Below are 25,423 nucleotides of genomic sequence, written 5' to 3'. Positions count from 1 at the left end.
ACTTTTTCGAGGTCGGTCTCCTGGCCGGTGGCGTCGCTGGTGACGACAAAGGCATCGCAGCGCTGCATGCCCAGAAGCAAATCTTCCTCCTCGGTGCGGCCGGAATTGACCGGCTGGTACTTGAACCGCACGCCGCCAAGCAGCAAGGCATTGGCGCCTTCACGAAGCTCCTTCAACTCGGCGGCGAAATCCGCGTCCTCGTCCGGGCGCAGGTGGCCGGCGACCGAATCCATCTGGATGAAGTCGACGCGAAACTGGCGGGCGAGCTCGAACGCCAGATGATGATCGCGCAGCACGTTGAGCCCGACCAGCGCGTCCGGCTGGCGCGCCTCCAGCCATTCCAGCACGCCGCGGACGTCGTCCTTGTCGCCAAAATAGTTTTCGACGATGACGCCGTCGACGCCGTTGGCCAGCAGGATTTCGGCTTCACGCCGCGCAATGGCGAGCCGCTCGGCCGGCGTCGCGCCGGTCAGGTGCAGCATGCCGAGAATGGGTTTGGGCGTGGCGAAGGTCTGTTCGAAGCGGGAGTCCAAAGCAATTTCCAATCAAGCTGAGATGGTGAATTTTTGTCGCTGCCCCGCATATCCTCCTCCCAGGATCGCCGGCCGGCGGGCGCGATGACGCATGTCAAAACAAGGATTTAAGCGCGCCGCCTGATTCTGTCTGGCAGCGGCGCGCCTGCGTAATCAGGCGCCCGGCGGCTGGCCGTTGCCCGTGCTCCACGAGGTACCGACGCGCATTTCCAGCGTCGGCGAGTAGATGACAGAGGTTCTTTCCACCAGCTCGTCGATGCTGCTGAACACGTCGCCGGTGGCGCAGAGAAAGCCAGGCACGTCGAGCCCGTCGCCGAACACTTTTGTGGTCAGCGCGGAAGGCGCCACCACCGATAGCGTCAGTTCCGAGCGGGCCGGCGAGACCCCGTAATGGTCGCGCAGCACCTGGTAGAGCGACTGTTTCTCGAAATCGAAGATGTCGAGACCGGGATAGCGCTTCAGCGACAGCCAGGACGTGTCGAGGTTGAGGAACAGCGTCACGTCCTCGACGGCGATGCCGCGGGCACGCACCAGCTTCAGCACCGGCCCGTTCGCCCCGTCCTCCGTTGCCTGCTCCAGCAAGGAAGTGACGGGGCGCTGCCCGCGCGCCCGCGAATAGTCGGTGAAGCCGCCAAAGTTCCAGACGCTGTTGTTGATCGGCGCGTAGCTGACGATCGTTCCCTTGCCGCGAAACTGGCGCACCAGCCCCTCGTTCACCAAGAGCGCGATGGCCTTGCGGACAGTGCTCCTGGTGATGCCGTGCTCGTCGCGCAGCACGTTCTCGGAGGGGATGGCATCCCCTTCCGCGTACTGCCCTTCGAGAATCCGCAGCCGCAGGATCCGGTAGAGCTGCGTGTACAGCGGAATCGGTGCGTGCGGATCAAGAACGATCAAGTCAGCCATCAGGCGCCCCTTACCTGCCGGCGTTGACGGTGAATTCCGGCACCGCGGCGTTCTTTAGTCCATAACGGTCGAGGATCGCGACATAGGTGCCGTCAGCCTTCATGGCCTCCAGCGTTGCCTTGACCGCCTTCTGCAGATCGCCAGAGTCTTTGGCAAAAGCAATGCCATAGTGGCCGGGCTCGAGCAGATCGCCGATCGTATAGAACTCGCCCGGCTTCTGTTTCTGCAGTTCGAGGATGCCCTCGAAACCCATGATCGAGGCCTGCGCGCGATCCTGCTTCATCTGCAAGATGTGCTCGGCCTCGGTCGGCAGCTGCAACACGGTCAGCGGCGAGCCTTGCGTGCAGGTTTCCTTGCCGACGCGCTCGACCAGGCCCACCCAGCTTGTGCCGGTGGCTACCGCGACGGCCTTGCCGCAGAGGTCCTTGACCGACTTGATGGTCTCCTGGTTCTTCACCATCGAATAGAGCTGGTTGCCGGTCTGGAAATAGTCGATGAAATCAAGCTGCGTCTGACGCTCGGTCAGATCGGAAAACGCGGTCCAGATCATGTCGGCGCGGCCGGTGGTCACCGAGGTGATCAGCTGTGGAAACTCGACGTTCTGGAAGTTCGGCTTCAGCCCGAGACGGTCCGCGACTTCCTTGGCCATGTCGATGTCGGCGCCCTTGAGATCGGTGGAGCCAGCGTCCGAATATTCCATCGGCGGATAGGCAAGGCTGATGGCGATGTTCAGTGCGCCGCTGTCGCGCACCTTGGCCGGCAGCATTGCACGCAGTTTATCGTCAGTGCCGGCGGAGGCGGCGGATGCCAGCACGCCCAGCGAAACCATGGCGCAGGCGAGAATCCGCGAGATGGTCGCGGCGGTGGAAGTCGTCATTTCAGGCTCCTTGCTGTTTTGAAGATATTGCGGAAAGAGGGTGGAGGGTCGTTCAGGAGAGCACGCGGCTGAGGAAGCTGCGCACCCTTGCGTCCTTGGGATTGGCCAGCACCTCGGCGGGCGGGCCCATTTCACGGATCTCGCCGTCGACCATGATCGCGACGCGGTCGGCGACATCGCGGGCGAAGGCGATCTCGTGGGTGACGACGATCATCGTCGTGCCAGTGGCGGCGAGCGCGCGCATCACGTCCAGCACCTCGCCGACCAGCTCCGGGTCAAGCGCCGAGGTCGGTTCGTCGAACAGCATGATCTTCGGCTTCATGGCCAGCGAGCGCGCGATCGCCACGCGCTGCTTCTGGCCGCCCGAAAGCTGCACCGGATAGGCGCCGCAATGGTCGGCGAGCCCGACGGAGGTCAGCAGCTCCCGCCCGCGCGCCTCGGCTTGCGCCTTCGGCTCCTTGCGCACGGTGACCGGCCCTTCGATGACGTTTTCCAGCGCTGTCATGTGCGGAAACAGGTTGAAGTGCTGGAACACCATGCCGATCTCGCGCTGCTGCATGCGCAGCAGGCGCGGCGGCAGTTCGTGCAGCGTGCTGCCCTTGAGCTCGTAGCCGATGATCTCGCCGTCCACCCAGATGACGCCGTCATTAAGGTCCTCCAGATGGTTGATGCAGCGCAAAAGCGTGCTCTTGCCGCCGCCGGAAGGCCCGAGGATGCACAGCACCTCGCCGTTTTCGACCTCGAAGTCGACGCCGCGCAGCACCTGGTGCGCGCCGAAACTCTTGCGGACATTGATGGCCTTGACGATGGTGGTCATGCCTTGGACTCCTCGACGCCGCCCGACAGTGGCGTGTTGCTCCTGAACGGCAGGCGGAAGGAGAATTTCGCCGGCGTGCCGGCCACGCCGCGCCCGAAATGCTGCTCGATGTAATACTGGACGATGCTGAGCACGGTGGTGCCGGCGAGGTACCAGATGCCGCAGACGAACAGCAGTTCGATGACCGCGCCATTGATGAAATAGATCTGCTGCGCCGCGTTCAGCATCTCGCCCATCGAGATGGCGGCGGCGAGCGAGGAGAATTTCAGCATGCCGATCGCCGAATTGCCCATCACCGGAATGATCAGCCGCATGGCCTGCGGCAAGATGATGCGCCGCAGCGTCTGAAAGCGGGACATGCCCAGCGTCTTGGCGGCTTCCGTCTGGCCGTGGTCGACCGACGAGATGCCGCCGCGCACCACCTCGGTCATATAGGCGCCCTCATTGATGCCGAGCCCGAGCAGTGCTGCGACGAAAGGCGTGACGACATCGACCATGCGCGCCTCATAGAGGCCGGGAATGACCAGCCGCGGGAACACCAGCGCGATGTTGAACCAGATCAAAAGCTGCAGCATCACCGGCGTGCCCCGGAACACCCAGACATAGAGCCAAGCGACGAAGCGGGTGACCGGATTGGCCGACAGCCGCATGATGGCAAACAGGGTGCCCAGCGACACGCCGATGATCATGGCGAAGAACGAAATCAGCAGCGTGTTGCCAAAACCGCGCACAATGACGCCGGCGGTCAGGAACTCTCCCACTGTCGCCCAATGGATCTGCCCATACGCGAATGCCTGCACCAGCAGCGCAAGTGCCACGACCACGACAAGCGCCCCAATCCAGCGCCCCACATGCTTCAGCCGCACGATCCTGTAGCTACGCTGATTGAGCGCCCCGACATCGACGCGCACCGCGCCGGAGGCACGTTGGAGTATCATCAAACTCTATTCCCGCTCTTATTATTTGTAGGGTTAGGTGTACAACTTTTAACCGGATCGCTCGTGATGTCAATCGGCGCTGAGCAGATCCTGACGGAGCCTGAGGCGTTATTGCGGCCTGATCCCGAAATGGTCAGGTCGGTCTATGGCGCGGCCTATAGCCATGAACCGGAAATTCCGGACGATGGTTTCGCGTCTCGAGGATTTCCCTCAGGTCGGCGAAAGGATGCTCGGGGAATGGCAAGCCGGAGTGGGCTCACTTTGCGAGGGAAAGACGATCCACGTGATGGAGGTTCCGGACGAACAGACAGCAAAAATGGCTAGAAAATAAGCTGTTTCAGAGCATACTGAATATAACAGCTAGTATTTAAGCTGTTCAGACTCAGATGCTGTCGACTCCGCCAGGATTGAGGCGATCGGGGATCGACCGAACTCCGCTAAGAAATGTTCCAAGAAACGAGGGCACGGGGAGTGTGTCGTTGCATCCGAACAATCTGGCCAGTTGCGACCTGCCGCACCCCCAAAGGGCGCGCCTTTAGAAGGCAATATGAAAAAGCAGCACTCGCAAATGCGCTAGATTTGTCCCTTTCACAGGTCGAAGCCGCAACGGAACCGTAAACGGCTCCAGAGGCATCAGCCAGTCCACCCGCTTCAGGACCTTCTTCGCGACGTCAGCCACCTTAGTCGACATCGGACGGGCGCGACGAAGCTCGTCGACATAGTCTCGAGGCTGCGCTTACGTCCTTCCCTCCCACGCGCCCACATGTCCGACCACTCCTGCATCATGTGGCGGCGCTGCACCTCGTCGTCGGCTTGTTATAGAGGCCCGACCCTACGGACAACCAACGCCAACGGGGCGTTGACATTGTTGTACCGATCGGTTTATTTTGTACCTATCGGTACAATGCGCGAGATACCCGTTCGCCCTGTACCGTTCAACCCACGATGGATTAACCGGTACAGGAAAAACGCGAATGAGCATGATCGCCCCACCTTTCACCCTCGAAAGCGCAACGCAGAAGGTCCGCCTTGCGGAAGATGGATGGAACAGCCGTGACCCTGAAAAGGTGTCTAAGGCCTACACCCCGGACAGCCGCTGGCGGAACCGGGCCGAATTCACCGGCGGTCGCGCCGAGATCGTGGCCTTCCTCACCCGGAAATGGGCAAAGGAACTCGATTACCGCCTGATCAAGGAACTCTGGGCCTTTAATGACAATCGGATCGCCGTCCGCTACGCCTATGAATGGCACGACGACAGCGGCAACTGGTTCCGCTCTTACGGCAACGAGAACTGGGAATATGATGCCGCAGGCTTGATGCAGCGACGGTTCGCCTGCATCAATGACCTTCCGATCAAGGAAGCGGATCGCAAGTTCCATTGGCCTCTCGGCCGGCGACCGGACGATCACCCGGGGCTCTCTGACCTGGGCCTCTAATGCAGCGAGGCTAATCGCATGCGGACGCTCAACCAGCGCCCAGACGTCATTCCCCTCGTAGCCGAAGTCTTCCGGGAGTTTGGCTACGAGGGGACATCGTTGAGCCGGATCACCGAAAGGACCGGCATGGGCAAGGGCAGCCTCTATCACTTCTTCCCGGGCGGTAAGGAGGAGATGGCGAACGCGGTACTGGAGGATGTTGGTGCCTGGTTTGAGCGCCATGTCTTCGAGCCACTGCGCAGCGAGCCACCTGGCGCTGCCATTGCGCGTATGTGGGACGCCGTTGATTCCTACTTCCGCTCGGGTGGACGCATTTGCCTCGTGGGCGCCTTTGCCCTCGATGGTACGCGCGATCGGTTTGCCGATCGGATTTCAGGATATTTCATCCAGTGGATCGCGGCTTTGCGCGACGCTCTAATCCGGCAAGGATGGGGTCCCGCCGCCGCCGGGGAGAGCGCCGAGGATGTCGTGCTGGGAATCCAGGGCGCTCTCGTGCTCGCACGCGCGACCGCGGACGAGGGCCTATTTGCCCGAACAATCGTGCGGCTCAAATCCCGCTTGCGGCCCGGCGAAGGCCGTTGAACCTATCGGAGCGACGCCTATCGCCATCCTTCTCGGGCTGCTGGCGACGCGCGCGGCGCCGATCCCTCGTGTAGATTTTCTCTTTTGGTTTCAACGCCTTGAGGGCGGCGTCCGTCAGCATAACCATTGCCTCCTGAAAAGTACCGTCAGTACAATTTCGAGGCTGCGTGAAAGGAAATTCCTTTTTTCTTCAATGCCTTAAGGCACAAAAAAGTACCGTCACGAGCCACATTGGCTCCGACGGTACTTAGAAAAATTCGAGTGGGCAATACGAGGAAGGTCCGTCAACCAGTCCGTCAAAGCCAATCTCTGCGTGCCGATTGTCGCCGAATGTCCCTGCAAGGATTTATTTTTGTTTTCAGTAGGTTACGTCGCAGATTGGGGTGCTCTCGGCGGCGTTTGGGTGGGCCTGAATCATTCCCACTCGATTGTTCCCGGCGGCTTCGAGGTGACGTCGTAGACGACGCGGTTGATGCCGCGGACTTCGTTGATGATGCGGGTGGCGGCAGCGCCGAGGAAGGCCATGTCGTAGTGGTAGAAATCCGCCGTCATGCCGTCGACCGAGGTGACGGCGCGTAGCGCGCAGACGAACTCGTAGGTGCGGCCGTCGCCCATCACGCCTACCGTCTGCACAGGCAGCAGCACGGCGAAGGCCTGCCAGATGGCGTCGTAGAGGCCGGCCTTGCGGATCTCGTCGAGATAGATGGCGTCGGCCTCGCGCAGGATCTCCAGCTTTTCGCGGGTGATGCCGCCGGGGCAGCGGATGGCGAGACCGGGGCCGGGAAACGGATGGCGGCCGATGAAGCTTTCGGGCAGGCCGAGCTCCTTGCCGAGCGCCCTCACCTCGTCCTTGAACAGTTCGCGCAGCGGCTCGACCAGTTGCATGTTCATGCGCGCCGGCAGGCCGCCGACATTGTGGTGCGACTTGATCGTCACCGAGGGACCGCCGGTGAAGGAGACGCTTTCGATGACGTCGGGATAGAGCGTGCCCTGCGCCAGGAATTCGGCGCCGCCGAGTTTCTTGGCCTCTTCCTCGAACACCTCGATGAACAACCGGCCAATGGTCTTGCGTTTTTTCTCCGGGTCCGACTCGCCCTCGAGGGCGTCGATGAAACGGTCCGACGCGTTCACCAGAATGAGCGGCAAATTGTAGTGCTCGCGGAACATCGCCACCACGCCCGCGGCCTCGTCCTTGCGCATCAGGCCGTGGTCGACAAGGATACAGGTCAGCTGGTCGCCGACCGCCTCGTGGATCAACAGCGCGGCGACGGAGGAATCGACGCCACCCGACAGCGCACAGATGACCTTGCCCTTGCCGACCTGCTTGCGGATCGTCTCGACCGCGTGCTCGCGATAGGCGCGCATGGTCCAGTCGCCCTCGATGCCGGCGATGTTGTGGACGAAGTTCCTGAGCAGCCGGGCACCGTCGGGCGTATGCACCACCTCGGGGTGGAACATGATGCCGTACATCTTGCGCTCGATGTTGCCGAAGATGGCGAAGGGCGAGCCCTCCGACTTGCCGAACACCTCGAACCCCTTGGGCAAGGAGATGACGCGGTCGCCATGGCTCATCCACACCTGGTGGCGTTGGCCGGGCGCCCACAGGCCCTCGAACAGCGGGCTGTCCTTCTGGATCTCGACGAAGGCGCGGCCGAACTCGCGATGGTCGGAGCTTTCGGCGACGCCGCCCATCTGCACGCACATGGCCATCTGGCCATAGCAGATGCCAAGCACCGGGACGCCGGCGTCAAAGACGATCTGCGGCGCGCGTGGGCTGCCTATATCGCCGGTCGAAGCGGGGCCACCGGACAGGATGACAGCCTTCGGATTGATGCGCTTGAACGCCGCTTCGGCCGACTGGAACGGCACGATCTCGGAAAACACACCTGCCTCGCGGATGCGGCGGGCGATGAGCTGGGTAAACTGGCTGCCGAAATCGACAATCAGGACGGTGTCAGGATGATTGGCTGTTTTCATGGCGAGCGTTTAGAGAAAGAAATGAGTCGGCGCAATGGGTTGCGAGGCCTGGCTGTCACTTCGATTCCACGACTTCACCTTCAGGGCCAGCGTCTTCATCCATTGCAGCAGCCTGTCCGGCCGCAAGCGCCCGCAAAGCGCCCATCAGCGCCGTGAACCGCTCCTCGCCTATGCGACCAATATAGCCCCGCTCAATCTCCATCTTGACACGATCGCCATCGCGCAAGGCATCCAGCCCCTTGCGCGTGTAGCGCACCAGCTTGCCGCGGCCATCTTGCGGATCAGGCAGACGCTCGACGATGCCCTCCGCCTCGAGGCCGTCGAGCAGTTGCTGTATCGCCTGCTTGGAGATTGCCGAGCGCTCGATCAACGCCGACTGGCGCACGCCGCTCCTGCTGATGTGTCCAAGCAGTCCGGCGCGCGCTTCGGTGAACCAGCCGTGACCGGCGGCCCGCATCGCGGCGGCGAATTCGGCCTGCCAGGCACGGCTTGCCTGCCATAGCCGCCAGCCGACGTGATCAGGCAGTGTTTCGGCTTTTTCGTCAAGCTCCTTGACCATTTTATCCCAACTCCCTATGGTCAAGGTACTTGACGACAAGCAAGCCGTCGAGGCTCATTCGAACTCAAGCAGGTGGACAGGGACCATGACAATTCTCGACAAGAACACGCTAGCCGTTATCATGATTGGCACCACGCATGTCATCGACATGGGCGGCAAGGACGCCTTCATCCACTACGAAAACGAGAACCGGGCGCATATGCTGCTGCCGGATGGCACCCTTTTCCATGGGCTTTGGACGCTGCTCGACGACGGCTACAAAGTCGAATGGAAAGGCGGTCCCACCGGCTCCTGGAAACTCGATCATTCGCCGGGAGCAATCGACTATGTCGATGCAAACGGCGCCGTGCGTGGGCGCATTTCACGCATCGATTTTGGCGATCCAGCGAGCTTGGCGGCTTGATCCGATGTGCGGTCAGGCGCTGAGCAGGCCGTCGCCGATCGCCTGTTCCAGCAGCCCGACCGCGCCGGCCAGCCTTTCGTCGATGACATGCAGATACTCGGTCCAGTCGCCAACGTGCCTGAGATCGGCCGCGCCGTCGGAAATGCCGCGCAGCCCGATCAGCGGGATGTCGAACAGCTGGCAGGCGCGCAGGCAAGCGAAGGTCTCCATGTCGACCATATCGGCGGCGATCGCATCATAGGCCGCACCGGTGACGATCGCGCCGCCGGTCGACAGCGTCGCCTCCCTTACATCAGGAATCCTAAACGGCAATGGCACGGTCACCGGCAGATCGAGGAATGGGGTCGCCCCTTTCTCGAAGCCGAGCGGCGAGGCATCGATGTCGCGATAGCTGACCGAAACGGCCTGGTAGATTTCCGTCTGTTCCAGCGTCCGGCTGCCGGCTGAGCCGAGCGACACGACGAGGTCAGGCAGTGCCTTTTGCGATTTCAACCAGGAGAGTTCCGCGCCCAGCCTGACGCCGGCCTCGACAGGACCGACGCCTGTCATCAGCGGCGTGAACAGTTGTTTGAGGTGTGGGCCGTATTCGGCTTGCGCCGCCATGACGAAGAGGACGTCCTTGCCCGACAGGCGCGACACTTTACCGGCCATGATCTATTCCTCTCTACCCAATCACCTGCTTATCTGTACCGCCGCTCACTGGGACCCGCTGCCTGCGGCAGCTCCCGGCGTTCGCGGCCTTTCATCGTGCCACTGGCACGATGAATTCGCCTGCGGCGAACCGGCCACTCACCCTTCTATGCCGTCGCGGCCAACCACGGTCATCATCGTGCCGGTCATCGTAGCAATCAGTTTGGCTTCGCCGTCGGCGGCGAAGGCATAGGCCTGGCCGTCGGCAACGATGATGGTGCGGCCGGGTTTGGTCACCGAGCCGCGAAACAGGAAGCGCTCGCCCCTGCCCGGCGCCAGCAGATTGACCTTGAACTCGATGGTCAGCACGCCGGAGTTTTCGGGCATCAGCGAAAACGCCGCATAGCCGCAGGCCGAATCCAGCGCCGTCGAAATCACGCCGGCGTGCAGAAAGCCGTGCTGCTGGGTGAGTGCTGCCGAATAGGGCATCTCGATCTCGATGATGCCGGGCGTCACCAGTGTCAGTTCGGCGCCGATCGTGGCCATCGCCTTCTGACGCGCGAAGGAGGTCCTGACGCGATCTTCATAGTCCGGGGCGGGTACGATCTTTGCTGCCATGGCCGCTGCCTTCCTTTATGCGGATAAGCTTATTGCAGAGGCATGAGCGGCAGGCAAATGCTTTTGCTGCACTGCAGCAATCGGCCTCGTCTTCCGGCCGGTGGCACGCATCGGTCAGGGATTGGCGATATCCAACGGGTTCAAGCCGACCTGCGCAATGCGCAGAAGTAAAACCCGTCGGTGCCGCTCAGTGCCGGCGACAGCGAGATGTCGCCTTTTGCACCGATGCGTGCGGCTGCCTCATGGCCGGGAAAACGGCTGTCCCAGAGGGCGCGATGGTCGACCGGGACAAAACCGCTGTTGCGCTCCCGGAAGGCCGCGACCTGCTCGCCATTCTCCTCATCGAAGACCGAGCAGGTGATGTAGACCAGCAGGCCACCCGGTTTGACATAGACCCTGGCCGCATCGAGGATCACCTGCTGCTCACCCTTGCGGGCATCGAGCTGTCTTTGCGTCAGTCGCCATTTGGCGTCGGGACGCCGCCGCCAGGTGCCGCTGCCGGTGCAGGGCGCATCGACCAGCACAATGTCCATGTGGTTGCCGAGCGGGGCGAGTTCGGCCGGCTTGGTGACGATCTGGACATTGCGATTTTCAGAACGGCGGATGCGGTCGAAGATCGGCGCCAGCCGCGCCTTTTCGGCATCGTGGGCAAAGATCTGGCCTCGGTTGTCCATCGAAGCCGACAGGGCCAGTGTCTTGCCGCCGGCGCCGGCGCAGAAATCCAGCACCTGCATGCCGGCTTCGGCCCCGGCAAGGGCGGCCGCGATCTGCGAGCCTTCGTCCTGGACCTCGAACCAGCCTTTCTGGAAGGCCGGCTCGGCCTGGACGTTCGGGTGCCTGCCGTCGCCGTCGATCGGCGGGATGCGGATGCCTTGCTTCGCGATAGCGGCGGGTTTCGCGCCGGTTCCCGTCAGTTCGGCCAGCACCTTGTCGCGATTGGCCTGCAAGGTGTTGACCCTGAGGTCGAGCGGCGGGCGTGTCGCCAGCGCCGCACCCTCATCGGCCCAGCTGGAGCCAAAGGCTCGCTCGAAAAGCGGCGCGCACCAGTCAGGAACATCCGCCCGCACCGCGTCCGGCGCATCGGCAAGGCGGCGATCGGCAATTGCCTGAAGCTCTGCGGCGCTCAGCAGCGGCGGTGCGAACTTGTCGCCATCGAGCGCGTCGTTGAGCGACTGGGCCGTCTGGCCCCATTCGAGCAGCAGCGCGCCGAAGCCGATGGCGCGCGGCGTGTCCTCGCCCAGCAGCCAGCCGGCGGAACGCTTGTGGCGCAAGGCGTCGTAGACGATGTTGCCGATCGCCGCACGGTCGCCGCCGCCGGCAAAGCGATGCGACAGGCCCCAATCCTTCAGCGCGTCCGCCACCGGCCGGTGGCGCCGGCCGATGTCTTCCAGCACTTCGATGGCCGCAGCCAGCCGTCCGCCCAGTCGCATGGTCTTGTTCCGTCACGCAGAAAATTATTCCGGCCCTGCTCTAGAGCGCGCAACCGGCGGGCACAAGCAGGCCAGCCGGCACAACCGCTCTGCTTTCCAACTTTTCTGGTTGCGAATACTCTTTCGGTCGTGATTCGCGGCGCGAAAAGGTGGACCGGCGGATCGACACGAGGAGAGGGCAATGAAGACTTATCTGGCGGAAGTTCTAGGCACATTTCTATTGGTGTTCATCGGTACGGCTTCTGTGGTGACGGGCGGCTTCGGCGGTGCGCTGCCGCTCGGCCAGGAAGGCATCGGCCTGGCATTCGGCATCGGCCTCATTGCGGCGGCCTATGCGATCGGCCCCATTTCGGGCGCGCATCTCAATCCGGCGGTGACACTCGGCGTCTTCCTTGCCGGCCGGCTGCCGGCCAAGGATGTCATCCCCTACTGGATCGCGCAGATCATCGGCGGCGTCCTTGCTTCGCTGGCGCTGTGGATCATCGTCTCCGGCCAGGTTGGCGGACACACCACCGGCTTCGGCGCCAATGGCTGGGACGTGGCGAAATGGGGTGTCAGCTCGGCATTCCTGTGGGAAGTGATCGGCACCTTCACCTTCGTCACCGTGATCCTGGGCGTCACGGCAGAAAAGCACTCGACGGCGTTCGCCGGGCTGGTCATCGGCCTGACGCTGGCAGGGTTGCATTTCGCCATCATCCCGGTGACCGGCACGTCGCTCAATCCGGCCCGCTCGATCGGCCCGGCGCTGTTTTCGGGAACTGCGGCGATCGGCCAGCTCTGGCTGTTCATCGTTGCACCGTTGATCGGCGGCGCCATTGCCGGCGTCGTCGCCAAGGCACGCATCTTCGAGAAGGACTGAGTTTCGAAGGCTCGGGCATCGAAAGGCGCGGGCCAGGTCCGCGCCTTTTTTGTTGGCGATAGACCCATCTAATTCTCGCCAACGGCTCGGCCTCGAAACAATGATTAGTCTCGGCATTTTACCCGAGATCAAGTGTTTTTGAGAAACAGGTTTTCAGGAGGGTCCGAAATTTCTGCATAGTCTTTTCGGTTGTCTGCGCATCGGCAGCCGCAAAGCCCATGACAAGACCGTTTTGCTCCGTGCCGTGACGGTACTGGATCGACAGCGCCGAGACATTGATGCCCTGCTGGAGCGCCGCCTCGGCGACCGCCCTGTCGCTGCATATGTCGCGGAAAATGCCGACGACCTGGATGCCGGATTCGGTCGTGTGGAAATCCAGCCATTCGCCGAGATGCCTTTGCGCGCTTTCCAGAAAGAACTGCCGCCTCTCCGCATAGAGCCGCCGCATGCGCCTGAGGTGGCGGGTGAAATGCCCCTCATTCATGAAGTCGGCCAGCGCGGCCTGGGTCAGCAAGGGGGCGAACTGGCCGGTCACGCTCAGCGCCGAGACGATCGTATGGTCGATCGCCTTGGGCACCACCAGGAAGCCTAGCCGCATGGCGGGGAAAAGGATCTTGGCGAAGGTGCCGACATAGACCACGCGGTCTGACGCGCCGATGCCCTGGAGCGCTGGAATAGGCTGGCCCTGAAAGCGGTATTCGCCGTCATAGTCATCCTCGATGATCCATGAGCGCCAGGTCTCGGCCATGTGCAGGAGATTGAGCCGCTGTTCCATCGGCATGGTTATGCCGAGAGGGTGATGGCAGGAGGGCGTCACAAAAATCATGCGCGGAATGACAGGCGGTGGATCAAGGTCCCACCCTGCATTACTCACCCGCAGCGGGGCCAGTTTCGCCCCCGCCGAGACGAAAGCCGAACCCGCGCCGTAGTATCCTGGTTCCTCCATCCATACCGTGTCGCCTTCATCGATCAGCAGCCGAGCCAGAAGATCGAACGCCGACTGGGCACCATTGGTGACGACGATCTGTTCGGGGCTGCACTTCACGCCCCGCGAAGCCGTGAGATAGCGAGCTATGGCTTCGCAAAGAGGGGGATAGCCTTTGACGTGATAGGTTCCGAAAAGGTCGATATGCGCGAATTTTGCGCGGCGACTGAGCAGCTTGGACCAGGTGTTGAAAGGAAAGTTATCCGGGTCCGGCATGCCGGGGTGAAAGGCCAGCATGCCCGGCCGGCCATGATGGTAGGGTTGGGCGAGCATGGTCTGCCCACGCAAGGATATCGGGTTCTCGTCCGCTGCCGAGACATGTTCCTGCACGGCCGAACGGGTTGGCAGATCCATCACCACTGAGGGCCTGCGCGGCCGCATGGCCAGGTAGCCTTCCAGCGCCAGTTGGTCGCAAGCAGCAATCACGGTGTTGCGGCCAACGTGCAGATCCCGCGCCATAACCCGTGTCGAGGGCAGCGCGTGACCGCTCGGCAACACGCGTTGCTCGATCAGATCACGCAACTGGACATAGAGCTGCCGATGCAAATTGGCGGGGCTGTCGCGATCCAGTGAAATGCCGTCGATCGGAAAACTGGTCTTCATTGTGGTTCCAAAAAATCAAAGCGATCTGGTTCTAACAATGGAACCAAAGCAGTCCTAGGCTCAAGAAAAATGCGATCAGGTTCAGATGGGGCTGACCGATGCAATGCATAAGGGTGGGTGTGATCGGTGCCGGTGGCGTTGCCCAGGTCGAACACATTCCCAATCTGCTCAAGTTGCACCGGCAGTTCGAGGTCCTCGGGGTCTATGATCCGTCGCAGAAAGTCCGCGCCTTTGTCGAAGAGGAGTTCGGCCTCAGGACATTTGCCGAGCTCGATGAGCTTCTTGCCATGCCGCTTGACGCCGTAGTCATAGCTTCGCCGGATGCGTTGCACCTGGAACAGAGTCTCGCTGCCCTCGCCAGGGGCCTGCACGTCTTCTGCGAAAAACCGCTTTGCTACGGTGCGCAAGACGTCGACGAATTGATCGCCGCCAGGGATCGCGCCGGAAAGGTGCTCCAGGTCGGCTATATGAAGCGCTTCGACCCAAGCTACGAGGCGGCACTGAAAATGCTGCCGGGCACGGCGCGGACGCTTCGCTACATTTCGGTCGAGGTCAACGATCCCGACGCCTGGCCCTTCATCCGGCACGCCTCCAGTTGCCGGGGTGACGACGTCGCGGCGGAATTGATTGCCTCGACCGAAGCAAGGCAGCGCGAGCAGGTGGACCGCGCGGTACCTGGGATCGACGATCCCAACGCGTTTCGCGGCTTCGTCGGCGCCTATTGTTCGTCGATCGTACACGACGTCAACGCCATCCATGGCTTGCTTGATGCGCTCGGCATCGCCGATGGCGAAATCGTCGGCGCCTGGCTGTTCGCCAAAGGCGAAGGCGGACAGGGCGCCGTGCGACTGCTCAACGGCCAGGCATTGTGGAACATGGTCCACATCGCCACTCCAGGGCTGCCCGAATACCGCGAGCGCATAACGCTCTACTTCGACGACGCCTCGCTTGAGCTGGAATTCCCCTCGCCCTATCTCAACCATCAACCGACGCGGCTGACCATCCGCACCGGCGACGGCCACACGCTCTCCAGCCGCGACATCCGCAGCGGCTACGAAGAGGCATTCGTCGAGGAGTTGAAAGGTTTTTGGTCGGCGATCGTCGAAGGCACGCCAGTGCGCAACACGGCCGAACACGCTCGTCGCGACATGGTGCTTCTGGTCGGCCTCACGCGGCATCACCTTGCCCAACTCAAGCAATCAGGAGTTCGCCCGTGAAGGTTCGCATCGGCATCAATCCGATCACCTGGACCAACGACGATGTGCCGGAACTCGGCGGCGATACGCCACTCGAGGTCTGTCTTCGCGAAACCAAACAGGCCGGCTATTCCGGCACCGAGCTTGGCGGCAAGTTTCCGCGCCGGTCGGCTGAACTGAAGCCGATCATGGAGCAGTATGGACTTGCCGTGATCTCCGGCTGGTATGATGGCCGTTGCGACGAGAAGGATGTCGGCGCGGAAATGGATGCGATCACGCCGCATCTCCAGCTTCTGAAGGATATGGGCTCGACCCATGTCGTCTATGCAGACACCTCGCGAGGGCGCCACAATGCCATTTGGGGGCCGATCTCGCAGCGCCCGGCTCTTGGCACTGAGGAATGGCCGGCCTACGGCAGAAAACTGACCGCGCTGGCCGAGAGAATGGCGGATCTCGGCGTGCGCATGGCCTTTCATCACCATATGGGGACTATCGTCGAGACCGATGCCGAGGTGGGCTCGCTGATGCGGCACACCGGCGAGGCGGTCGGACTTCTCTACGACACCGGCCATTCGATCTTCTCAGGCGGCGACCCGCTGGCTTTGATCAAGGCGCATGTCAAACGCGTCGTGCATGTGCATTGCAAGGACGCGCGCAAAGCCGTCCTTGATCGTGCCCGCGCAGGCGACATGAGTTTCATGGGCGCGGTCATGGAAGGGATCTTCACGGTCCCCGGCGACGGGTTCATCGATTACCCGGCCATTTTGCGGGTGCTTGCCGACAACGGCTATAGTGGCTGGATGGTCGTCGAGGCCGAGCAGGATCCCAACAAGGCCAACCCGCTGACCTATGCGACAATGGGATTCCAAAATCTCTCGCGCATGGCCAGGGGAGCCGGATTTACCGTCATGGAATGATCGAGGCCGCGATGCGGCCTCCAAGGAACCAGTGCTGATGAATGAAACTGGACTGAAGGGGCAACTGGACTGCCGGCCGTAACTGCGGCGGCGGAAAACAAACAGGAGGTTCTATGTTTTCGCTCGCGAAATTAATAAAGCCTGCGCTCGGCCTTTTGGCCGGCGTCACACTGATGACAGCGGCCACGAGCCTTGCGGCCGCCGACGATACGCGCGTGGTATTTGTGACTCACGGCCAGAGCGGCGACCCGTATTGGTCGGTCGTGAAGAACGGCATGGACGACGCGGCCAAGACCCTGGGGGTCAAGGCTGAATATCTGGCGCCCGAAACCTTCGACATGGCCAAGATGGCGCAGATGATAGACGCCATTGCAGCCTCGAAGCCTGACGGAATGGTTGTTTCGATCCCCGACGCAGCGGCTCTGTCAGCGCCGGTCAAGAATGCCATTGCCGCCGGCATCCCGGTCATCGTCATCGATTCCGGTGGCTCCAAACTGACGCATGACCTTGGCGGCCTGCTGTTCATGGGCCAGGACGAGTTCCAGGCGGGCGTCATGGCGGGCGAGCGCATCAAGGCGCTCGGCCTCACCAAGGCAGTCTGCGCCAATCATGAAGTGGGCAATTCGAGCCTTGATGACCGCTGTGCCGGCTTCGCCAAAGGTCTTGGTGTCGATGTTCCGGTGATGAACGGCGTCATTGACCCGACTGAAATGAAAAACCGCGTGATCGCCTACATGACTGCCCATGGGGATACGCAGTTCGTTCTCGCGGTCGGCGCCAGCGGTGCCGAACCGACGCTGGCCGCGCTCGATGAAATGGGCCTTGCGGGCAAGGTGAAAACCGGCACATTCGACCTTTCTCCCACGATCCTGCAGGCCGTAGTTGCCGGCAAAATGGAATGGGGTATCGACGCCCAGCAATATGCCATGGGCTATATACCGGTCGCCATGTTCGACCTTTGGAAGAAGTACAAGATCATGCCGATCGCCGACTATCCGACGGGGCCCGGCTTCGTCACCAAGGATACCGCCGCCTCGGTCATCGAGCTGGCAAAACTGGGCAAGCGTTGACAGTTCGCGGCCGGGCATCAGCCCGGCCGCCTTCACTGACGAAGGTAACGCATCCATGACTGCAGAGCTTCGCGACGAGCGGGTCCGCTCCGTCTCCCGCCTGAGCCGTCTTCTGAGCAGGCCGGAGCTTGGCGCGGCGGCCGGAACCGTTCTGGTCTTTGTGTTCTTCGCCATCACCGCGGGAAATACGGGACTTTTCAGCGCCAAGGGCATCATCAATTTCCTTGAAGTCTCGGCCCAGCTTGGCATTCTCGCTGCGCCCGTGGCCCTTTTGATGATCGCGGGTGAGTTCGACCTGTCGGTCGGCTCGATGATCGGGTTTGCGGGAATCCTAATCGCCATCCCTTCGGTATTCTGGGGTTGGCCCATCTGGCTTTCCCTGCTGTTTTGCTTTGCTGTTTGCGGCGGCATCGGCGCGCTTAACGGGCTCGCCGTCGTCAGAACCGGATTGCCCTCCTTCATTGTGACGCTCGGAAGCTTGTTCATGTTGCGCGGCCTGACGCTCGGCCTCACGCGCGGCATATCTGGGCGAACGCAGGTTTCAGGCGTGCACGAACTGGCCTTGAATGATCCCCTCAACAGCTTGTTCTCGGGACAGGTATTTTCCGGCCCCATCGCTTGGCTTTCGGACATCGGTCTGATTGGCAAGCGTGCGGACGGCCTGCCGTCGATATCGGGAATTCCGGTGTCGATCGTCTGGTGGATCGTATTGACATTGGCCTGTACCTGGTTGCTGACACGCAGTCGCTTTGGCAACTGGATCTTCGCTGCGGGAGGTGAAGCCAATGCCGCGCGCAACCTCGGCGTGCCGGTTGCACGCACCAAGATCACCCTGTTCGTCATGACGGCTATGGCCGCCGCGCTCTTTGCGGCGATCCAGGTTCTGGTCACGGGCTCGGCCGATACGCTACGCGGCACCCAGAAGGAATTCGAGGCCATCATTGCCGTCGTCATCGGCGGCACGTTGCTTACCGGCGGCTACGGATCGGCCATAGGCGCCATGTTCGGGGCATTGATCTTCGGCGTGGTGCAAATGGGCATCTTTTACACCGGCATCGACACAGACTGGTTCAAGCTGTTCATGGGTGCCATGATGGTCATCGCGGTGCTGTTCAACAGCTATGTGCGCAACCGCGCCATGAGGAGCCGGTGATGGCCGAGCCCTATGTCGAACTGAGATCGGTCAGCAAGTATTTTGGGTCGGTCGTCGCGCTGAAAGACGTGTCTTTCGATGTATGTCCCGGCGAGGTGCATTGCCTGCTTGGCGACAATGGCGCCGGCAAGTCGACGCTGATCAAGACGCTATCCGGCGTCTACACCCCTGACGAAGGTGAAATCCGCGTACAGGGCAAGCCCACAAGGTTTGCCTCACCGGCCGATACGCGCAACAGCGGCATTGCCACCGTCTACCAGGACCTCGCCTTGGTGCCGCTGATGAGCGTGGCGCGAAACTTTTTTCTCGGGCGCGAGCCGATGCGAAAGTTCGGACCGATCCGACAGTTTGACACCGAGTTTGCGAACCGCACCGCGTATGACGAGTTGGCGGCGATGGGAATCCAGTTGCGCGATCCCGAGCAACCCGTCGGTACGCTTTCAGGCGGCGAGCGTCAGTGCCTGGCTATCGCCCGCGCCGTATACTTCGGCGCCAAGGTTCTGATCCTGGATGAGCCGACATCGGCGCTGGGAGTCCATCAGGCATCCGTGGTTTTGAAGCTCATCGTGCAGTCCAAGGCGCGCGGCATCGGCGTCATCTTCATTTCCCACAACGTTCATCACGCCTATGTGGTTGGCGATCGCTTCACGTTGTTGAAGCGCGGCAAAAGCACTGGCACTTACGCAAAAAGCGAAATTGATCGTGATCAGTTGCTCAATCTGATGGCGGGTGGCAAGGAACTGGTCGATCTGGAGCAGGAACTGACCAAAGCGGCCAGAAGCAGCCCGGCTTGAGGCGCCCCGCCGGTCAATAACCCTTGTGCCCGACTTGCTGATAGGCGTGATGCTTTCGGTCGATCGGTCTGGTGCTATTTTCCGGCAGCACCGCGATCGGCCAGCTCCTGCTCTTCATCGTAGCACCGTTGATCGGTAGCGCCATTACCGGCGTCGTCGCCAAGGCGTGCATCTTCCGGAAGGACTAAGCTTCGAAAGCCTGAACCCGAAGAAGGCGCGGGCGAGGCCCGCGCCTTTTTCTTTGGTGGATCCTCTTGCCGTCAAAGCACTCGCGACAGGAACTCGCGGGTTCGCGGCGATACCGGATTGGCGATCATCTCGCGCGGAGCGCCGCGTTCGATGATCACGCCGCCATCCATGAAGACGAGCTGATCACCGATCTCACGGGCAAAGCCGATCTCGTGGGTAACCACGACCATCGTCATGCCGCTTTCGGCCAGATCGCGCATGACCTGCAACACCTCGCCGACGAGTTCGGGGTCGAGCGCCGATGTCGGCTCGTCGAACAGCAGGACCTTCGGCTTCATCGCCATCGCCCGCGCAATGGCGACACGCTGCTGCTGGCCGCCGGACAGTTCCCTCGGATACCGGTCGACCTTGTCCAGGAGACCGACGCGCCGGAGCAGGATCTCCGCTTCGGCCTTTGCCTGGTCCGGTGGGATGCGCCGCACCTGCGTTGGTGCCTCAATCAGGTTCTCCATCACGGTCATATGGGAGAACAGGTTGAACGACTGGAACAGCATGCCGGTCTCGGCGCGTCGCTGGCAAAGCAGGTCGTCCTTGACCTCGTAGAGCTTGTCGTCCCTGAGGTCGTAGCCGACGAACTGGCTGTCGACGAGCAGGATGCCGGCGCTGAGCTTCTCGAGATGGTTGATGCAGCGCAGGAACGTGCTCTTGCCGGAACCCGAGGGGCCGATGATGCAGGCGACCGATCCGACAGGCACATCGAGATCGACACCCTTGAGAACCTCGAGCGGACCATAGGACTTGCGCACGCCGCGCGCGAAGACCATGGAATCGGCTGGGACGCCGAAGCGGGCGCGATTTTCGTCCTTCACGTCGCTCATCGGGAAATGCCACGCAGGCTGATGACATTGCGCAGGAAGCGCATCGTCATGGGATCGCGGCGTGTGTCGCTGCGACCGAAATGGCGTTCGAGGAAATGCTGTCCCACCGACATGACGCTGACTACGGCGAGATACCAGAAGGCGACCACGATCAAGAGCGGGATCGTCTCGAAGGTGCGCGCATAGATGCTCTGGGCCGAGTAGAACAGGTCGTCGACGGCGATGAACGTCACCAGCGACGTCATCTTCAGGAGGTTGATGGCCTCGTTGCCGGTTGGCGGCAGCACGAAGCGCATCGCCTGTGGCAGCGTGATGCGCTTCAGGATCATGCGGTAGGGCATACCAAGCGCGCTCGCCGCCTCGGCCTGGCCCGACGGAACCGACTTGATGCCGGCCCTGATGATCTCGGCCATGTAGCCCGCCTCGCACAGGGAAAGGGCAACGACGGCGGAGAAGAACGGCGTCATGAAATCATTGGTGCGCACGGAAAACAGCGTGCCGACAAACGGGATGGTCAAAGAGATCTCGCGCACGAGCAGCGACAGGTTGAACCAGAAGATCAGCTGTATCAGGGCCGGTACGCCACGGAAGAACCAGACGTACAGGCCAGCGAATGAACGCAACACCGGGCTTGGCGACACGCGCATGATGGCGATGACCGTGCCGACAACGATCGCCAATATCATGATCACCGCGGTCAGCATCAAGGTGTTGCCCAGACCGCGCATGACAGAGGGATGCAACAGGTAGCCCACCACCGTCGGCCAGGCAAAGGCAGGATTGCTGGCGAAGGCCCGGATGATGAGAAACGCCAAGAACAGGGCCAGCGCGGTGCCGACCCAGATGCCGTAGCGGCGCTGCGGCACGACGGTCAGGCGCGAAACCGCCTCGGCGACGCCTGGCTCGATGCGTATCTCGGTAGGGTGGGCCACGCCCATCTCGGCTTCTCCTGGTCTTCATCCGCAAACGGCGCCCGATACGAGACCGGGCGCCGACAGTCGCTCTCGCATGAGTGCGAAAAGCACGATGCGAACTTTCAAAGTCTCAAAGTGCGCCCGAATGGACGCACAAGGCCTCAGTCGGCGCGCAGCGCCTCCATGGTGCCCACGAAATAGGGCTCCTTGATTGCGTAGGCGCCCATGCCATATTTGTCGAGAACAGCCTTGTAAGTGCCATTCTTGAACAGCTCGGAGAGTGCGCCCACCATCATGTCGGCGGTCTCCTTGTCGTCCTTGGCGATCGCCATGCCGAGCGGCGCGACTTCATAGAGGGTCGGCAGCACCACGAGCTGGCCCTTGCTGGTGACCTCGAAATAGCTCGATGCGGTCGCATCGTCCATGCGGGCGTCGACGCGGTCGGACAGCACCGCCTGGACGATATCCGTCGACGAGTTGAAGACCGATTTTTCGATGGCTGCCTGGCCCTTGCCGGTGCAATCCGTGCTCAGCTTGTCGACCAGGAAATCCGATGCGCTGCCTGCCGAAACGCCAATCCGCTTGCCGCAGAGCGGGGTGTCGCCGCTGAAGCTCGCCTTCTTGTCCGGCGAAGTCGAAACAGCCAGGCCGGCCTTGAGGAACATGACGAAATCGACCTGCTTGAGCCGCTCGGGCGTTGCCGAGAACGTTTCCCAGGCGACCTTGAAGCGGCCGGCCGCCAACCCCGGTATCATCGAGGGGAAAGGCGTGCGCGCCACGTCCAGCTTGGCGCCGACCAGCTTGGCCACCTCACCGGCCAGTTCAATGATGATCCCGGTCTGCTTGCCGTCGGCGTCGAGATACTCGAAAGGCGCATAGTCCAGCGTGTTGGCGACGGTCAGCATGCCGGTCCGCTGGACCTCGGCCGATTTCGTCACCTCGGCGGCACCTGAAGGTCCGCTCCAGGCCACGGCAAGTGCGGCCAGCGCCAAACCGGCCATCTGCAAATGTGCTCTCATTTTCGTTCCCCTTTTTTGATTACAACGGTTCTTGCAGTCTGCTCTCCAATCCGGGCCTCGCGTCCGCACCGACGCAGCCGCGCATTGATCCGTCTATGAACCGGCTGCTTCCGCAGCCTTTTTCTTGCGGTAGTGGTAGTTCTTGTCGATGCGCTCCATCAGATAGTCACCGTAAAGCACCGGCTCATATTTCGGCCGGCTACCGGCCGGCACGCAGACTGGCAGCGCTTCGATCGTTTCATCCATGGACGGGTCGAAGAAGAAGGGCTGGGAATAGCGCTCGCGCCCCGACCGGTTGATGACGCGATGCGGCGTCGAGACGAACTGGTCGTTCGACCAGCGCGCCAGAATGTCGCCGACATTCATCACGAAGGAGTCCGGGACCGGCGGCGCGGGAACCCAGTCGCCGGCCTTGTTCTTGACTTCCAGGCCGCCGACATTGTCCTGCGCGAGCAGTGTGATGAAGCCGTAATCGGTGTGTGGGGCCGAGCCGAAAAGCCCCTCTTCCTGGGGCTGCGTCGGATAGTGCAGCAACCGCAGGAAGGTCGTCGGTTGATCGAAATAGCGGTCGAGACTGTCGGTCGGGAGCCCAAGCGAAAGGGCGATGGCGCCGACCATCTTGCGGGCCAGCGTGCTCATCTCATCGACATAACGTTCAATCGTCAGCCTGAAGCCGGCAAGTGCCGCCTCGTCCGGCCACTGGTTGGGGCCTTGCAACGGCTTGTCGGCCAATGCCCTGGGGTCGCCGGCCTCGACCTCGTGCATGAAGAAGATCGATTCGCTCTGGTTCGGCTTGCTCACGGTCGCCACCGACGACGTCACGATGGTCGAGCCGGCAAAGGGCAGATAGCCACGGAAATTCCTGTCGATCTTCAGCGCCAGTTTCTGTTCCTCGGGCAGGGCGAAGAAGCGCTTGCTGGCTTCGCGAACCGCCTCGACGTCGGCACGCGGGATCGGGTGCCCTACGACATAGAGGAACCCAATCGTCTCGAGATGGCGGCGCAGTGTCGCCGCTGTCGCAGCGATCGCATCCTGGTCGCTGCCGTAAAGCGCCGACACGTCGAGGATCGGAATTTCGGAAAAGTCGCCGCATGCGTCCATTCGAACACCTTGTCTTGAACATAAGATACAGTACTGTATTTCTACACATCCAAATCGCCTCAGCAATAGGCTTTCGAACGCAACGGGAAAATCGCGGCACAATGGCACCACGCAAGATAATCATCGACACCGATCCTGGTCAGGATGACGCGTTCGCGATCCTTTTCGCGCTTGGTTCGCCAGCCGAACTCGAGGTGGTCGGCATCACGACGGTCGGCGGCAACGTACCGCTCGCCCTGACGTCGAAGAACGCGCTCAAGGTCGTGGAACTGGCCGGGCGGCCCGATGTGCCGGTCTATGCCGGCTGCCCGGCGCCGATGGTGCGCAAGCTGATCACGGCCGAATATGTTCACGGCGAAACAGGCCTCGATGGCGCCGATCTGCCCGAACCCGTCACGCCGCTGCAGAGCGAGCACGCGGTCAATTACTTGGTGCGCACGATCATGGATGCGCCGGAAGGCGAGTTGACCGTCTGCACGCTCGGCCCGATGACCAATCTGGCTATGGCCATGACCATGGAGCCAAGAATCGTCCCCCGGCTGCGCGAAGTCGTGCTGATGGGCGGCGGCTTTTTTCAAGGCGGCAATGCCACGCCTGCCGCGGAGTTCAACATCTTCGTCGATCCGCATGCCGCGCACAAAGTGTTCGACAGCGGCGTCCCGGTGACGATGGCGGGCATCGACTGCACCTACACCGCCCTGATGACGCCCGAATGGCTCGATGCCCTGCGTGCCACGGGCAGTCGCGCGGCGATCGAGGCCGCCAACATGGCCGACTTCTATCGCCAATACGGCACCCACAAATTCGCGACGGCGGCGCGCCCCATCCACGATGCGTGCGTCACCGGTTACCTTCTGGCGCCCGAGATCTACGAGCAGCGCCAGTGCGCCGTGACGGTCGATATCGTCTCGCCCGAGACCATAGGCATGACCGTCGTCGACTGGTGGCACGTCACCGGCCGCCGCAAGAACTGCAACGTCCTGCGCCGGATCGATCCGGCTCCGTTCTTCGCGCTGATGCTGGAGCGGATCAGTGCACTGCCCTGAAAATGTGTATCCGGCGATAGACGGTGACACGGAGAATTGCGAAGCAGTCAGGGGCCGGTTCGATTGGCGAATCGGCTATGCGCGTTGTACGCGGCGACGAAGGTCTCGAATTTCATGAACGGGAAAGGCGCGCTGGCGAAAACGAAGAGACCGCCTCGACCGGCGGCGCGATCAAAAGCGGCGCGGCAGACGCTCAGCCGCGAGGCCTGGATCGCGGCGGCGCGCAAGGTGCTCGAAAAACGTGGCATCGGCGAGGTCAAGATCGACCGCCTGGCGCAGCAATTGAAGGTCACGCGCGGCAGCTTCTATTTCCATTTTGCCAGCCTGGCGGATCTTCGCGGGGGCCTCTTGCAGGAATGGCGCAACAGCAACTGCGCGCCGTTCTGGGCAATGCGGGAGATCCACGACATAGACGGCCTGCAATTCTTCACCGACATCGTGCATGTCTGGGTGGATGAAGCCCCTTTCAGCCCGCTGCTCGACTTGGCCGTGCGCGATTGGTCGCGGACGTCGAAAAAGCTCGCCCAGGAAGTTAAGGACATCGACGATCTGCGCATCGAGCTGCTCATCCGGTCGTTCCGCGCCATGGGCTATTCGCAGGACGAGAGCATCGTGCGGGCGCGCATCACCTATTTCCACCAGATCGGCCAGTACGCGCTGTCCTTCAAGGAGGATCCGGCCGTGCGCCGCCGCTACCAGCCGCTGTTCGGAGAAGTGCTGCTCGGACCGCTCGTCCAGGAGCCGGGTACAGCGCCGAGGCCGTCGGAGATGCGGAGCGGGCGGCGTTAGGACCCGAAAACGGACCTCCTATGCTCTAGGAAGCAGTCGCACCATCTGCGATGGCGCGAGTCACGTTCTGGTGAGGACGTAGTAGAAAATAGAATGCGGCGATGTGCGTGATCATCAACAGCGGCACGTAGAGGATCGGGATCGCGTAGGCGGCGCCCAGCTGCTCCGCATGTGCGGGAAGGCCGACCTGGATGGCGTGGTAATAGT

Annotated in this window: 26 protein-coding genes and 1 pseudogene; 11 read left to right on the top strand and 16 right to left on the bottom strand. The window is 61.9% G+C overall.

Features of this window, described 5'->3' with window-relative positions; genetic code table 11:
* The 5 genes from EN993_RS10740 to EN993_RS10720 all read right to left on the bottom strand — a co-directional run.
* On the bottom strand, positions 1–533 hold a 533-nt coding region (locus tag EN993_RS10740; RefSeq protein ID WP_127263175.1), incomplete at its 3' end, for a membrane biogenesis protein.
* 153 nt (positions 534–686) lie between these two features.
* On the bottom strand, positions 687–1,436 hold the full coding sequence (locus tag EN993_RS10735; protein ID WP_126067977.1) for a GntR family transcriptional regulator: 750 nt from the start codon (positions 1,434–1,436) through the stop codon (positions 687–689).
* Positions 1,437–1,446: 10 nt separating this feature from the next.
* On the bottom strand, positions 1,447–2,313 hold the full coding sequence (locus tag EN993_RS10730) for an ABC transporter substrate-binding protein (RefSeq protein WP_127263174.1): 867 nt from the start codon (positions 2,311–2,313) through the stop codon (positions 1,447–1,449).
* A 52-nt stretch (positions 2,314–2,365) separates the two neighbouring features.
* Entirely contained in the window at positions 2,366–3,130 is a 765-nt protein-coding gene (locus EN993_RS10725) for an amino acid ABC transporter ATP-binding protein (RefSeq protein WP_109669930.1), read from the bottom strand.
* Positions 3,127–4,068 (bottom strand): amino acid ABC transporter permease, encoded by a 942-nt coding sequence (locus EN993_RS10720; RefSeq protein ID WP_127263173.1) that lies wholly within the window; start codon positions 4,066–4,068, stop codon positions 3,127–3,129. Before EN993_RS10720 ends, EN993_RS10725 begins: the two co-directional genes overlap by 4 nt.
* Before the next feature lie 974 nt (positions 4,069–5,042).
* Here EN993_RS10720 and EN993_RS10715 point away from each other — a divergent pair.
* Both EN993_RS10715 and EN993_RS10710 read left to right on the top strand, forming a co-directional pair.
* A complete protein-coding gene (locus tag EN993_RS10715) occupies positions 5,043–5,504 on the top strand; it encodes a nuclear transport factor 2 family protein (RefSeq protein ID WP_109669937.1) in 462 nt (153 codons plus the stop codon).
* A gap of 18 nt (positions 5,505–5,522) precedes the next feature.
* Positions 5,523–6,086, top strand: a complete 564-nt coding sequence (locus EN993_RS10710) for a TetR/AcrR family transcriptional regulator (RefSeq protein WP_127263172.1) — start codon at positions 5,523–5,525, stop codon at positions 6,084–6,086.
* A gap of 414 nt (positions 6,087–6,500) precedes the next feature.
* On the opposite strand, the gene guaA is transcribed toward EN993_RS10710, so the two are convergent.
* Positions 6,501–8,063 (bottom strand): glutamine-hydrolyzing GMP synthase, encoded by a 1,563-nt coding sequence (guaA, locus tag EN993_RS10705; RefSeq protein ID WP_027035553.1) that lies wholly within the window; start codon positions 8,061–8,063, stop codon positions 6,501–6,503.
* 55 nt (positions 8,064–8,118) lie between these two features.
* A complete protein-coding gene (locus tag EN993_RS10700) occupies positions 8,119–8,622 on the bottom strand; it encodes a MarR family winged helix-turn-helix transcriptional regulator (RefSeq protein WP_127263171.1) in 504 nt (167 codons plus the stop codon).
* 85 nt (positions 8,623–8,707) lie between these two features.
* Here EN993_RS10700 and EN993_RS10695 point away from each other — a divergent pair, with 85 nt between their 5' ends.
* Entirely contained in the window at positions 8,708–9,025 is a 318-nt protein-coding gene (locus EN993_RS10695) for a hypothetical protein (RefSeq protein WP_127263170.1), read from the top strand.
* 12 nt (positions 9,026–9,037) lie between these two features.
* On the opposite strand, the gene EN993_RS10690 is transcribed toward EN993_RS10695, so the two are convergent.
* From EN993_RS10690 to EN993_RS10680, 3 genes are all read right to left on the bottom strand, one after another.
* Positions 9,038–9,676: a 5'-methylthioadenosine/S-adenosylhomocysteine nucleosidase gene (locus tag EN993_RS10690; protein ID WP_127263169.1), complete on the bottom strand. Its 639-nt coding sequence runs from the start codon at positions 9,674–9,676 to the stop codon at positions 9,038–9,040.
* 138 nt (positions 9,677–9,814) lie between these two features.
* Positions 9,815–10,273 (bottom strand): PaaI family thioesterase, encoded by a 459-nt coding sequence (locus EN993_RS10685; protein WP_013530371.1) that lies wholly within the window; start codon positions 10,271–10,273, stop codon positions 9,815–9,817.
* Between the two features lie 140 nt (positions 10,274–10,413).
* Positions 10,414–11,703, bottom strand: coding sequence for an RsmB/NOP family class I SAM-dependent RNA methyltransferase (locus EN993_RS10680; protein WP_127263168.1), 1,290 nt, complete (start codon positions 11,701–11,703; stop codon positions 10,414–10,416).
* A 181-nt stretch (positions 11,704–11,884) separates the two neighbouring features.
* Here EN993_RS10680 and EN993_RS10675 point away from each other — a divergent pair, with 181 nt between their 5' ends.
* Positions 11,885–12,562, top strand: a complete 678-nt coding sequence (locus EN993_RS10675; RefSeq protein ID WP_109669950.1) for an MIP family channel protein — start codon at positions 11,885–11,887, stop codon at positions 12,560–12,562.
* Positions 12,563–12,680: 118 nt separating this feature from the next.
* On the opposite strand, the gene EN993_RS10670 is transcribed toward EN993_RS10675, so the two are convergent.
* The gene (locus tag EN993_RS10670) at positions 12,681–14,150 is read right to left on the bottom strand and encodes a PLP-dependent aminotransferase family protein (RefSeq protein WP_109669952.1); all 1,470 of its coding nucleotides are present in this window, start codon (positions 14,148–14,150) and stop codon (positions 12,681–12,683) included.
* Positions 14,151–14,248: 98 nt separating this feature from the next.
* On the opposite strand from EN993_RS10670, the gene EN993_RS10665 reads away from it, so the two are divergent.
* The 5 genes from EN993_RS10665 (at position 14,249) to EN993_RS10645 (ending at position 19,280) form a co-directional block, all read left to right on the top strand.
* Positions 14,249–15,367, top strand: coding sequence for a Gfo/Idh/MocA family oxidoreductase (locus EN993_RS10665; RefSeq protein WP_109669954.1), 1,119 nt, complete (start codon positions 14,249–14,251; stop codon positions 15,365–15,367).
* Complete coding sequence (iolE, locus tag EN993_RS10660; protein WP_109669956.1) at positions 15,364–16,263, top strand: myo-inosose-2 dehydratase; 900 nt, start codon at positions 15,364–15,366, stop codon at positions 16,261–16,263. Before EN993_RS10665 ends, iolE begins: the two co-directional genes overlap by 4 nt.
* A 173-nt stretch (positions 16,264–16,436) precedes the next feature.
* Positions 16,437–17,333, top strand: coding sequence for a sugar ABC transporter substrate-binding protein (locus EN993_RS10655; RefSeq protein WP_245463024.1), 897 nt, complete (start codon positions 16,437–16,439; stop codon positions 17,331–17,333).
* 55 nt (positions 17,334–17,388) lie between these two features.
* A complete protein-coding gene (locus EN993_RS10650; protein WP_127263167.1) occupies positions 17,389–18,486 on the top strand; it encodes an ABC transporter permease in 1,098 nt (365 codons plus the stop codon).
* On the top strand, positions 18,486–19,280 hold the full coding sequence (locus EN993_RS10645) for an ATP-binding cassette domain-containing protein (RefSeq protein ID WP_127263166.1): 795 nt from the start codon (positions 18,486–18,488) through the stop codon (positions 19,278–19,280). The genes EN993_RS10650 and EN993_RS10645 overlap by 1 nt, the downstream gene beginning before the upstream one ends.
* 260 nt (positions 19,281–19,540) lie before the next feature.
* Here the strand turns inward: EN993_RS10645 and EN993_RS10635 are convergent, their stop codons facing one another.
* From EN993_RS10635 to EN993_RS10620, 4 genes are all read right to left on the bottom strand, one after another.
* Entirely contained in the window at positions 19,541–20,347 is an 807-nt protein-coding gene (locus EN993_RS10635; RefSeq protein ID WP_126067963.1) for an amino acid ABC transporter ATP-binding protein, read from the bottom strand.
* Entirely contained in the window at positions 20,344–21,285 is a 942-nt protein-coding gene (locus EN993_RS10630) for an amino acid ABC transporter permease (RefSeq protein WP_127263165.1), read from the bottom strand. The genes EN993_RS10635 and EN993_RS10630 overlap by 4 nt, the downstream gene beginning before the upstream one ends.
* A 137-nt stretch (positions 21,286–21,422) precedes the next feature.
* Positions 21,423–22,280 carry an ABC transporter substrate-binding protein gene (locus EN993_RS10625; RefSeq protein ID WP_109669968.1) on the bottom strand — a complete coding sequence of 286 codons (858 nt, stop codon included), beginning with the start codon at positions 22,278–22,280 and terminating at the stop codon, positions 21,423–21,425.
* Positions 22,281–22,373: 93 nt separating this feature from the next.
* The gene (locus EN993_RS10620; RefSeq protein WP_127263164.1) at positions 22,374–23,381 is read right to left on the bottom strand and encodes a 2OG-Fe(II) oxygenase family protein; all 1,008 of its coding nucleotides are present in this window, start codon (positions 23,379–23,381) and stop codon (positions 22,374–22,376) included.
* Between the two features lie 101 nt (positions 23,382–23,482).
* Here EN993_RS10620 and EN993_RS10615 point away from each other — a divergent pair, with 101 nt between their 5' ends.
* Complete coding sequence (locus EN993_RS10615) at positions 23,483–24,427, top strand: nucleoside hydrolase (protein WP_109669972.1); 945 nt, start codon at positions 23,483–23,485, stop codon at positions 24,425–24,427.
* A gap of 114 nt (positions 24,428–24,541) precedes the next feature.
* Positions 24,542–25,216: a TetR/AcrR family transcriptional regulator gene (locus EN993_RS10610; RefSeq protein ID WP_127263163.1), complete on the top strand. Its 675-nt coding sequence runs from the start codon at positions 24,542–24,544 to the stop codon at positions 25,214–25,216.
* A gap of 25 nt (positions 25,217–25,241) precedes the next feature.
* On the opposite strand, the pseudogene EN993_RS10605 reads toward EN993_RS10610, so the two are convergent.
* Positions 25,242–25,423: pseudogene (locus tag EN993_RS10605) on the bottom strand (hypothetical protein); the annotation flags it as partial.

Source organism: Mesorhizobium sp. M7D.F.Ca.US.004.01.2.1 (assembly GCF_003997785.1).
GTDB classification, from domain to species: domain Bacteria; phylum Pseudomonadota; class Alphaproteobacteria; order Rhizobiales; family Rhizobiaceae; genus Mesorhizobium; species Mesorhizobium loti.
The sequence above is the reverse complement of the archived record's forward strand: the minus strand, read 5'-3'. Positions and strand labels throughout refer to the sequence as shown.